This window comes from Pedobacter sp. AC402, from assembly GCF_979252805.1.
Map to the genome: position 1 here is coordinate 33,886 of NZ_CEEDAI010000013.1, position 11,845 is coordinate 45,730.

At 37.5% G+C, this 11,845-nt stretch carries 5 protein-coding genes; 4 read left to right on the forward strand and 1 reads right to left on the reverse strand.

Annotation, left to right across the window (positions count from 1 at the left end):
* Nucleotides 1-15: 15 nt before the first annotated feature.
* Both AC0IWE_RS22905 and AC0IWE_RS22910 read left to right on the forward strand, forming a co-directional pair.
* A complete protein-coding gene (locus tag AC0IWE_RS22905) occupies nt 16-2,757 on the forward strand; it encodes a glycoside hydrolase family 2 TIM barrel-domain containing protein (RefSeq protein ID WP_471794883.1) in 2,742 nt (913 codons plus the stop codon).
* Between the two features lies 1 nt (nt 2,758).
* Entirely contained in the window at nt 2,759-3,544 is a 786-nt protein-coding gene (locus AC0IWE_RS22910) for an SGNH/GDSL hydrolase family protein (RefSeq protein WP_471794884.1), read from the forward strand.
* 86 nt (nt 3,545-3,630) lie between these two features.
* Here AC0IWE_RS22910 and AC0IWE_RS22915 read toward each other — a convergent pair whose 3' ends face one another.
* A complete protein-coding gene (locus tag AC0IWE_RS22915; protein WP_471794885.1) occupies nt 3,631-4,620 on the reverse strand; it encodes a glycoside hydrolase family 43 protein in 990 nt (329 codons plus the stop codon).
* Nucleotides 4,621-4,800: 180 nt separating this feature from the next.
* On the opposite strand from AC0IWE_RS22915, the gene AC0IWE_RS22920 reads away from it, so the two are divergent.
* Nucleotides 4,801-8,850 carry a hybrid sensor histidine kinase/response regulator transcription factor gene (locus tag AC0IWE_RS22920; RefSeq protein WP_471794886.1) on the forward strand — a complete coding sequence of 1,350 codons (4,050 nt, stop codon included), beginning with the start codon at nt 4,801-4,803 and terminating at the stop codon, nt 8,848-8,850.
* Nucleotides 8,851-10,357: 1,507 nt separating this feature from the next.
* Entirely contained in the window at nt 10,358-11,566 is a 1,209-nt protein-coding gene (locus tag AC0IWE_RS22925) for a hypothetical protein (RefSeq protein WP_471794887.1), read from the forward strand.
* Nucleotides 11,567-11,845: the final 279 nt, after the last annotated feature.

Here is an 11,845-nt window from a genome sequence, read left to right on the forward strand (position 1 = left end):
ACTTAACCTGTTTCGATGAAAATATTCTTTTTTTTCTTAATCACACTCTTTTCCGCTGATATCGCGCTGGCACAGCAGCAGCCTTTATCTTTATCAGGTATTTGGCACTATAAATTGGATTCGCTGGATAGCGGAATCAAAGAAAAGTGGTATGGGCAAAAATTACAGAACGAAATCCATTTGCCCGGAACACTTGATGATGCGGGAGTGGGTAAAGCCATGGCCGTTGATACCTCAGTAATGAACAAGTCGGTAATGTTGCGCCTTTCCAGGAAACATCAGTACACCGGGGCAGTGTGGTATCAGAAAAAGATAATATTAAGTAATCAAATGGATAATGCCAGCTTAATGCTCGAAAGGGTAATATGGAGAACAGACTGCTGGATAGATGGCCGCCCTGCAGGAACTCAGAATAGTTTAATTGCAGCACAAAACTTTAAGCTTGGCAGTTTAAATCCCGGAGAACACATTATCACTTTACGCATTGATAACAAGAAACAGTTTGATATCAGCTTTAACGATTTTGCACATGCTTATACCGATGGAACCCAGATTATCTGGAACGGCGTAATCGGCAAAATCGAAATAAAAAATCAGCCAGATCTGGCAATAGAAAATTTACAGCTATTTCCAGATCTGCAAACTAAAAAAGTTACTGCAAATATTACTTTAACAATGGCCAAAGCTACAGAAAAGCTGATTTTCAGGGCACAAGTGTTTAAAGGTAACCAGCTGATTGAAGAGTTCAAGAATATTCCGTTTGGTACAGATACTGGCGGGGTAAAAAAAATTACAGTCCACTTAAAAGAGGCCAAAACCTGGGATGAATTTACGCCGCATTTGTACCGCATTAAAATTAGTCTGCTCAACAAATCTGGTAAACTGATTGATGAAAAAACGGAAACTTTTGGTTTCAGAAACTTAACTGCAACAAAGAAAGAACTTTTGGTTAATGGTAGGCAACTTTTTTTAAGAGGAACGCTGGAGTGCAATATATTCCCACTTACAGGTCATCCGCCAATGGAAAATGCGGGGTGGCTGAAAGTATTTAAAACGGCCAAACAGTATGGATTAAACCATCTCCGCTTTCATTCATGGTGCCCGCCTGATGCAGCATTCCGTGTGGCAGATTCATTAGGTTTTTACCTGGAAGTAGAACTGCCATTGTGGAGCCTTAATGTGGGCAAGGATAAGCCTACTTTGGCCTATTTGGAAGATGAGGCGCAGTTGATTATCAAAAAATATGGCAACCATCCCTCATTTTGTTTCTGGAGTATGGGTAACGAACTCGAAGGAGATTTTGCGTGGCTTCAAAATTTGGTTAAACAATTAAAAGCGCAGGATAGCAGACGCCTTTACACCACTACCACATTCAGTTTTCAGCAAGGGCATGGCAAATCGCCTGAACCTATTGATGATTTTTTTGTAACCCAATACACAGATAAAGGCTGGGTGCGTGGACAGGGAATATTTAATACCAACGTGCCTGATTTTAAAACGGATTACAGCAAAGCAGTTGAAGATGTAACTGTGCCCCTGATTATTCATGAAGTTGGACAATATTCTGTTTACCCGGATCTGAAAGAAATAGAAAAATACAACGGTGTGTTATCGCCAATGAATTTTAAAACCATCAGAAACGACCTCAGAAAGAAAGGTATGCTCGCATTGTCTGATCCTTATTTAAAAGCCAGTGGAATGTTATCTGCCAGTTTGTACAAGGAAGAAATAGAAAGGGCATTAAAAACAAAAGGGGTAAGTGGTTTCCAGCTTCTTGATCTCCATGATTTTCCAGGTCAGGGAACCGCTTTGGTTGGGGTATTGAATGCTTTTTGGGATAGCAAAGGCATTATTACTGCTGATGAATTTAGCCGTTTCTGCGGACCCGTTGTGCCGTTATTGAGGTTCGAAAAAGCAGTTTATACAAACAATGAACATTTTACAGCAACGGCCGAAGTAGCAAATTTTTCAGCTAAAACGTTAAATAATCAGCTTATATGGACAGTTGCCGATATTAACAATAAGATAATTTTTAGTGGGAATTTAGGAAAGAAAACAATAGCCATAGGGAATGGAAACAATATCGGCTCATTAGATATAGACCTAAACAGCATTAAAAAACCGCAACAACTCATCGTAACCTTAAAGTTTGATCACTCTACCATTAGCAACAGCTGGAAAATTTGGGTTTATCCTCAAATTAAAGAAAATGTAAAAAACAATCAAGCCAGGTTCACCACCTCTGTTGACAGTGCATTAATTTTTTTAAAGCAAGGATACAATGTAGTATTAAATCCTGATACAACGGTGCTTAAAGGCAGCGAAGGCCGATATGCTCCAGTTTTTTGGAGTCCGGTGCATTTTCCTGATCAGCCCGGGAGTATGGGCTTGTTAATTGATCCCAAGCATCCCGCTTTGGCCGATTTTCCTTCCAGTTACTATAGCGATTGGCAATGGTGGGATTTGGTTACCCATTCAAAATCTATTTCAATTGATTCTTTGTCCAAAAAAATCAACCCAATTGTAAGGGTAATCGATAATTTTTATAAAAACAGAAACCTGGCTGCCCTGGCAGAATTTAATATAGGCAAGGGAAAGCTTATGCTCTGTACGTTTGATATCCATAATAATTTAAACGAAAGACCCGCTGCCAAACAACTCCGGCACAGCTTGATTAAGTACGCTTCAGGAAATGACTTTAATCCTTTAGATAACCTAAGCCCAGCAGAATTGCAACTGATTTTACCAAACCGATAAAATGAAAAAAATAAAAGAAATGTATATTTTTTGCGCAAAGTTAACGATGGTATTAATGCTGTTGGTTGCTAAAACCCACACTATGGCAGAAACCAGGTTAACCAAATCAGATAGGCTGGGGCAAGAGCAGCAATTGGTCGATTCTTCCTATTGCTCATCAATGATACGGGAACTGAAAAAGAAATGGCCTGAAAACCGAAACCTTAATTTTGTATTTCATGGACATAGTGTGCCGAGTGGATATTTCCGCACGCCTACAGTAAATACTTTCGAGTCTTATCCATTATTAGTGCAGCGTAAAATAGCTGCTCATTACCCTACAGCGACTGTTAACGTAATTAAGACCTGTATAGGAGGAGAAAATTCTGAACAAGGGGCTAAAAGATTTAAAAAAGATGTTTTGAGTCATAGGCCTGATGTGCTATTTATCGATTATGCTTTAAATGATCGTAATATTGGTTTAACCCGTGCCCGTTCAGCCTGGGAATCGATGATTAAAAAAGCACTGGCATCGAAAGTAAAAGTTATACTCCTCACGCCAACACCCGATTTAACTGAGGATATTTTAGATAGCAATTCAAAGTTGGCACAACACAGCAAGCAGATTATTGCACTTGGCGTAAAATATCAAATCCCCGTGGTGAATGCTTATGGTACATTTAAAAAATTGAAAGAAAAGGGACAAAATTTATCGGATTACATGGCTCAAACCAACCACATCAATGAAAAAGGACATGAAATAGTGGCCAATCAAATTGTAAGTTTTTTTGAAATCGGAAGCACATAACTTGCATTCTTTTACTTTAATCTATAAAAAAAAAATGCCGCTGGGTTTAAGCCCGCGGCATTTACTTGTGAATTATAAAAACTATTTTATTCAGTTGGCTTTATTTCTGGAGCACCTGATTTATTAATGCTGAGCGGCAACCATATATAGCTTGAATTTTGTAAATCGAGCTTATTCCAGCGGTCGGCCATAAAGATAAACTGGTTAGTTTTTCCTGCAACTGGTAGTACGAACGTACTCTGTCCATAATAGGTCTTGTCGGCATCTTTGCCTAGGCAAGGGTTTCCAAAAGCTTTCCATTCACCCATAATACTGTCTGCTACAGCATAATTTGCCTCATTAGGAGACCAGCCTGTACATCCTGAAGTGATCATGTAATATTTATTCTGGTATTTAAAAACGGCAGGAGCCTCTCTTTTCAATCCGATAAGAATCCGTTTTTCGGTTTTCGTATGTTTTAGGTAATCATCACTCAACCTGGTAATGTACATGGTGGCATTATCTTCAGAGGAATAAAAATGATATGCCTTTCCATCGTCATCTACAAAAAGATTCATATCTCTGGCCATATTGCCATTTGGCCTTTCGCTCCCTAAATACTTAAATTTTCCTGTTGGTGAGCTGCTTACAGCAACACCCGATTTTGCAGCACCATAATCATCAGTGTCAATATGCATCCACATTACAAACTGTTTGGTTTTTTTGTTATAAATCACTTTAGGCCTTTCAATTACCTTAGAAACATGCAAATCACTCTTTTTATTCAATCGATCTGAAGGAAGTATAATCCCTGCAAATTTCCATTTTTTAAGGTCTTTAGACGTGTAACATGATACGCCACCAGCGTTTACCCTGTAATTTTCCCAATTTGAACCAGGCACTTTAAATGTTTTGCCCAATTTTACTTCTCCATACCAATAATATGTTCCCTCATGAAAAAGAATTCCGCCACCGTGAGCGTTGATTGGTTTAGCATTTAAGTCAGTAAATGAGCTTTTTTTAGTTGTTGAGGCTGTTTGCCCAAACGTAATACTTGTTTGAAATAAAATAATAACTGTAAAAAATAATTTACGCATAATTTAGGGTTAAGAATAAAAAGGAAATGAATTGTAGAGCCAAAAAGAATAAAACCCAATTATAGCTCAAACTTCCTTGTAAAAAGGGGGTAAAATCGTCAATTTTAGGGTGATTTTCGGAATTTCTGACGTGCATTACTTTTACTTTTTTATGTTTATGGTTATCAAATAACTAACTTTATGCTTTTTATTACCCGTTTATTGCTGATATTTTGTGTTTTTTCAGCGAAACTGTCTTTTGCCCAGCTTGCTTATTCTGAGCGGCTTTTGGGGGTAGATATGGGATTATCCAACAGTTCCATTAACGCTATTTATCAGGATAAGGCAGGTTTTATGTGGATTGGAACTCAGGATGGGTTAAACCGTTACGATGGTCACGGTTTTCGGGTATACCGCCACCAGTTTAATCAGCCTGGTACCATTGATGGTAACTGGATTGTTTGCATTACTTCTGATTCCCAGGGTAGGATTTGGGTAGGTACCAATCATGGTGTGAATATTTACGATCCCATTTCGGATTCTTTCAATCACCTTAATTTTAATGATGAAGGTAAAATAAAATTAATAACCGCTTATATATCAGATATTAAAGTAGATCCTCAAGGTGATATTTTTATTGCCACCGCAAATGATGGTTTGCTAAAATGTAAAAAAACAGAGCTGATTGGCCATAGGATAGTTACTAAAGGAGCAGGTGCTACTCCCTTATACAATTTTCAGGTTTCCTCAATTGCCATTCACAAAAATGTTGTTTGGGCATGTGGAAGAGATGCTGGTTTGTTTGCTTATAACAGTAAAAATAATACCCTTCATATAGAGAATAATCAAATTACGGGCATCAATACAATGGCATTTGATCACCAGGGCAAGTGCTGGATTGGTGCAGATGATGGCCTTTATTGTTATGCAGATAAACGCGTAACAAAGGTTTATGAAAGCAGAAACCGGATTGTAAATCTTTCAATAAAAAAAGACATGCTTTGGGTTTGTTCAGACGGTGATGGCGTGTTAACCAAGCGTACGGATGATTTAAAGGCACCCCTTAGATTTCGTTTTTACAATAAGGATGCAGACCTTGGCAAATCTATATTTTCCATTTTCCATGATCGGGATAACAGAACCTGGATAGGTACCTTACGGCACGGTGGCATTATTTTGGATCCTGGCGCACTTCAGATCAGAAACTTTATGCATTTGCCTAATCTGGCGGGTTCATTGGTAAATAAAGAAGTACTTTCGCTAAGTGAAGATAAAAACAATAACTTATGGATTGGTACAGATGGATACGGCCTTTGTCGTTTAAACCTCAAAAATCATCAGTTTAAAAACTACAACACAAAATCAGAGCCCTCTATATCAAGTGATTATGTAACTTCAATTCTTTCAGCTGCTGATGGAACGGTTTGGATAAGCACTTGGGGAGGAGGGATCTTAAGGTTCGATCCGGTAAAAAATAATTTTACGAGATACAGTTGCATCAATCCAAAAACTTTAAAAGAAGATAAAAATACCTGGAAAATCTTTCAGGATAGGCAGAATAAAATCTGGGTAGGAACATGCCGGGAAGGAGGGTTGTACAGTTTCGACGCTGCAAAGAACAGGATGGTGTGCTTTGACCCTAAACTGATGAATGTTCTGAGTTTCTTCGAAGACAAAGATGGCCAGCTTTGGGCCGGCAATTATTATGCACTGATCAAAATTGATAAAACTAAACTTACTCATAAAAATTTCATTACAGGATTTGCTGTGAGGGATATTAGAGGCTATGGAGATAAGAAACTTTGGTTAGCAATGGAAGGGGCTGGTCTCCAATTGTTTGATAAGGAACATAAAAATTTCGTACGTTACACCGAAACAGAAGGACTTGCAAACAATTCTGTATTAAAAATTATTGAAGATAAGCAAGCCAATTTATGGATCAGCACACTCGGAGGAATTTCCATTTTCAACCCTAATCGAAAACAGTTCAGAACGATCAATGCAGAGGCCGGTCTGCTCAGCAATGAGCTGTCATATAACGCTTCCTTAATGCTAAGTTCGGGCGAAATGGCTTTTGGAGGCACAAAGGGATTAAATATCATTGATCCCGAAAGTTATAAAAGTTATTTAAAACCCAGGAGCATTTACATTACGGGCATCAGGGTAAATAATAAGCCTATTGCAGAACAGCAGGATTACATTGTACAAAAAACATCCGATAGGATTCTCGCCATAAAAATTCCTTATAATAAGGCAAGTATAGACCTTAGTTTTGTGTCGCCCAAATATTCCAATCAGGCGGGCTGGTCATATTCGTATTATTTGCAAGGCTGGGATAAGACGTGGAGTTTAACCACTAAAAATACAAACGCAGTATATAACCGCCTGGCCGAAGGTAAATATTATTTTAAGGTAAAACTCAACGAACCTGGAAATGTAGCCAATAATGAAGAAACAATTTTAACCATTATTGTACTGCCACCGTTTTACCGTACTTGGTGGGCTTACGTTTTTTATCTGGCTTGCGTTGTTGCCCTTATTTATGCGATTGTTCGGTACCGTTCGCGCCAGATCAGGCTGAGTTACGAAGTTGATTTTGCAAAGTTGCAAACCCAGCGGGAGAAAGAACTTAACGAAAAGAAACTGAATTTTTTCACCAACATATCGCATGAGTTTAGAACGCCATTAACCCTGATTATCAATCCGATAAAAGATCTTTTAGAGAATTTTGAGCGTCTTGATGTAAGAACAGAATTGGATACCATGCTGAGGAACTCCAAAAGGCTTTTAAATTTAATAGATCAGCTTTTGGGGTTTAGAAAGCTTGAAAATGAGAGTCAGGCCCTAAAATTTTATCCCGAAGACCTCAATAAACTCTGTGAAGAAGTATTTAAGTGTTTCGATCAGGCTGCGCGGGCAAAGCAGATCAACTATAGTTTTGTTCCCTCAGGCACAGATACAAAATTATATATTGACTACGAAAAAATTGAAATATGCATCTTCAACCTGCTTTCCAATGCCTTTAAACATGTTCCCATAGCAGGAGAAATTACGCTGGAAGTGCTTGGCAAAACAACCCATGTTGCAGTAAATATAACCGACAACGGCCCCGGTGTAACCGATAAAAACGGCGGTGCTGAAAAAATATTTGATAAATATTTTCAGGCTGAACATAAGTTTTCAGGTTCGGGATTTGGTATTGGGCTTTATTTGGTGAAGGAACTGATTACGGCACATGGTGGAACGATTACTTATCAGCGTGGCTTGGGTGGAAATACTATTTTTACCCTGCAATTTAGAAAAGGATCAGCGCATATTAACACTGAGGATATTGTATCAGTATCAGCAGTAAGAGCAGAATTACCCCAGGTTGTAATACCCGATTTGCCGGAAAAGGAATTAACGGCAATAGATAAACCCCATCTTTCGGCAGCCAGCTTTGTTTCGGATAAAAAAATTGTATTGGTGGTTGATGATGATGAAGAGATTCGGAATTACCTTAAAAGGCTGCTTCAAGGGATTTATACTGTTAGGGAAGCTGAAGATGGTGTACAAGGACTGGAAATGATCAGGGAATTTATGCCAGATCTGGTGATTACTGATATTTTAATGAAGCAGATGGATGGTGTAGAACTTTGTAAAAAAGTTAAGGAAAATCCTGCTTTAGAACATATTCCGGTTATTTTACTCACCGCAACAGCTTCAGATCAATCCAGGTTAACCGGAATGGAATCTGGTGCAGATGATTACATTACAAAACCTTTCGAAAACAAACTTTTATTGGCCAGGATAGAAAATATTCTGAAAAACAGAAGTAAACTTCAACGCTATTTCCTTGATACCATAACGTTAAACAATAACCATGGCAAGGTTCCTCTTGATTTTAGCGCATTTTTAGATCAGTGCATTAAATTTGTTGAAGCGCATATTAACGATAGTGAACTGTCTATTAATGCACTCGCGTACGAAACAGGCCTTAGCCATTCTGGTTTATACCGTAAAATCAAGCGCATTTCAGGATTGTCGGTAAATGCTTTCATCCGTTATATTCGTTTGCGCCGTGCAGCTGTAATTTTACTAACAAGTGAGGGTAATATTAATGAAGTGTCTTTTCAGGTAGGGATTAATGATATCAAACATTTTAGAACACAGTTTAAAAAAGTTTTTGGCCTTAATCCTTCAGCCTATGTTAAAAAGTATAAGGGCAGTCTAAACCCCAACCTGCAATCACTAACTAAATTTCGCAATTAATTTGTTTAATCAATTGATTATATCCCTTAAGGTTAAACCTTTTCTGAAGTAACGATCGTAAAAATGTTATGCATATGTAAGTTAAATCGTCATTGCTGAGAAGGCTTTTTCAGCCGACGAAGCAATCTTTATTTTAATGATCACTAACATGAAAGATTGCTTCGTCGTTCCTCCTCGCAATGACGACTTTCTTAAAAGATCTGTCAATGGTAGCGTAGCTGTAGGGTTTTTAACACAGATTTACACAAACCGACACATATCAGTTTTTCCAAGGAAACACAGAAAGCAAGGAGAATTCATAGCCTATTGGTATCGTCATTGCGAGAAGGCTTTTTCAGCCGACGAAGCAATCTTTATTTTAATGATCACTAACATGAAAGATTGCTTCGTCGTTCCTCCTCGCAATGACGACCTTTCTTAAAAGATCTGTCAATGGTAGCGTAGTCGAAGGATTTTTAACACAGATTTACACAAATCAACATAGCATTTTTTGCCACGTAAACACAGAAAGCACGGAGAATTCATAGCCTATTGGTATCGTCATTGCGAGAAGGCTTTTTCAGCCGAGGAAGCAATCTTTATTGCAATGATCACTACATGAAAGATTGCTTCCTCGTTCCTCCTCAGCAATGACTACATTTCTTAAAAGATCTGTCAATGATAGCGTAGCTGTAGGGTTAGTTTAATAATTTACAAAACAGATAATATTTTTTGACTTTGACTTTTTATAGTTGAAAGCAAATAACTCCTCAAAGATAAGTGCTACTACAAAAACAAAAACTTTTGTAAGGGGGGGTGAAATAGAAAAACATGCGGGGTAAAATCGACATACAAAAATTGTCTTTCTCATTCGTAGGAATTTCGTATTTCTTCTTTTGTACAACCGGTTTTTCAATGAGCATTTAAAAAAGATACAAAAATGAAAAAAAAGCTTTATTCTGATGCTGTAAGCTATGTTTTTAAAATTCTGAAAGCAAATTAAACGGCTAACAATTTTGGACAAGACAATGGATGGATGAAAAATCAATTTTGGATATGGACTGTATTAACTTTGTGACGTTAGCGCAATAAACCTAAATGTCTATCCTAATCTGCTTATGAAAATAATTCAAGATTTCTTGTATTCTGGAATTATACCATTGGTTAAGCCAATAACATATTCATTAGGTGCTTAAGATATTTATTTAATTATTGCAGGTAATGATTACGGGTTATCACAAAAACCTTTACTTGAAGGTTTGCAGAGGGATGAAGCAGTGATAACTTAGAGTAAAGGCTGTGGATACAGCCTTTACTCTGCTTTATGCCAGAAGGATGTTTATTTTATACAAGCTGCCTTATAAAACCACCCGTTACAATTTATTCATGCTAACATGTTGTCGTAGGGTTTAAAATATTGAAATGAAACGTTTACTTATTTATAACTTAATTTTACATGTCTTTGCGGTTCAGTAGATCTGAAATGTATGCGCAACTTGAGGTCTGTCGGAGATTAGTGGCTGAGAAAATGGAGCGAACAGATATTGACAATTGGATTCATTCTGATTATCTTAAACTTAGTGCGCTCTTATTCCAAGAAACGCGCGTCAATATCAGTATCAATACTTTAAAGAGAATCTTCGGTAAACTCAAAACTGATGATGTGTACTGCCCACAAAAAGCAAGTTTAGATGCAATGGCCAGATTTGTAGGCTTTGTAGACTGGGAAGACTTTGAATCATCACATGATTTTAAAAATGACGCCAATACGGAGAGCCACCTGCCAAATGTGCCTACATCTCTAGCCAGAACAAGGAATACAAGAAATAAGTTTTTAATAAAAATAACGGCCATTGTATTTCCAATTGTTGCCATTATTATGTTATGGATCTCTTTTTCACAGGAAAAACCATTGATGAGGCTAACCTGTAAAAATCCGGAAGGGCAGGGGATGCTGTCAGCGGTTTTTCAAATTGTTAACCTTAAAGGTTCTTCCATAGTTGCACCTCTATCTATCGACTTCGGGGATGGTAAACGCGATACAATCAAAAAAAATCACGACCAGATTGTTCATTACTATGGGCACAGTGGGCGTTACCTTGCTGTATTGAGATATGGAGATACACCTTTAGATACAGTGGCAATATATGTTAAAACGCGTGGTTGGACCATCGCGGCTTTGCCTCGCGATTCTGGATATTACGAATTAAATAAGCGATATGATCCACAATCAGGTAGTGAAATAAATGCGAAAGATGTGAAGAATGCGGGTGTAGATACCTTGAATACTTATTTTTTAAGCTACTTAAACATAAAAACATCCAAAATTAGTGGTGATAATATGGAATTTTTGGCCGATGTAAAAGCACTTGATGTATTTCCACGAAGAGATTGTGGCGAAGTCCGTTTTACGATATATGGTGATTCTTCTGAACATCGTTTATCGCTAACCCAGATGGGCTGCGCTGCGATGGCTGGCGTTTCTTTTTCAGAATTAAAAAAGAATGGAATTGAAGAAGATCTTTCAGGTTTAGGAATGGATTTAAAGAAAGGTGGTAAAGTTCGTTTGGTGGTGAAGGGCAAAATCGTAACCATATTTCTAAATGGCCGATCTGTGCTAACGGCAAAATATCATAAAACGCTTGGTAACGTCTCCGGAATTAGCATTGTATTTAAAGGTATTGGTAAAGCTTCGGGTGTATCATTACGCAGCATTATAAAGAAGGAAGAATTTTAGCATTAAAATTATTCTTTCCTGGATTTTTTCTTTATGCGTTTAAGCGTTATCAAGTGAATATCCGGATTCTTTATCCAGATGGACAGATGTCCAACCACTTTGGACATGCAATGGACACGAAAATAATTAAGTTCAGCTCAATCAGTATATAGTTTTGTAAAAAAAAATTAAGGCTATTCAATTTTATTCAACAACAAATCACTTGCTTGAATATTTATAGTCCTGAGTTTCCCGATTTAAGATTTATAATTTATTAATTAAAAAGTGTGGAGTCAATAA

What these genes read in the sequence shown, in the direction of transcription:
- AC0IWE_RS22905 (WP_471794883.1), top strand. Translation starts at nt 16, where the DNA reads ATGAAAATATTCTTTTTTTTCTTAATCACACTCTTTTCCGCTGATATC.
- AC0IWE_RS22910 (WP_471794884.1), top strand. Translation starts at nt 2,759, where the DNA reads ATGAAAAAAATAAAAGAAATGTATATTTTTTGCGCAAAGTTAACGATG.
- AC0IWE_RS22915 (WP_471794885.1), bottom strand. Translation starts at nt 4,620, where the DNA reads ATGCGTAAATTATTTTTTACAGTTATTATTTTATTTCAAACAAGTATT.
- AC0IWE_RS22920 (WP_471794886.1), top strand. Translation starts at nt 4,801, where the DNA reads ATGCTTTTTATTACCCGTTTATTGCTGATATTTTGTGTTTTTTCAGCG.
- AC0IWE_RS22925 (WP_471794887.1), top strand. Translation starts at nt 10,358, where the DNA reads ATGGAGCGAACAGATATTGACAATTGGATTCATTCTGATTATCTTAAA.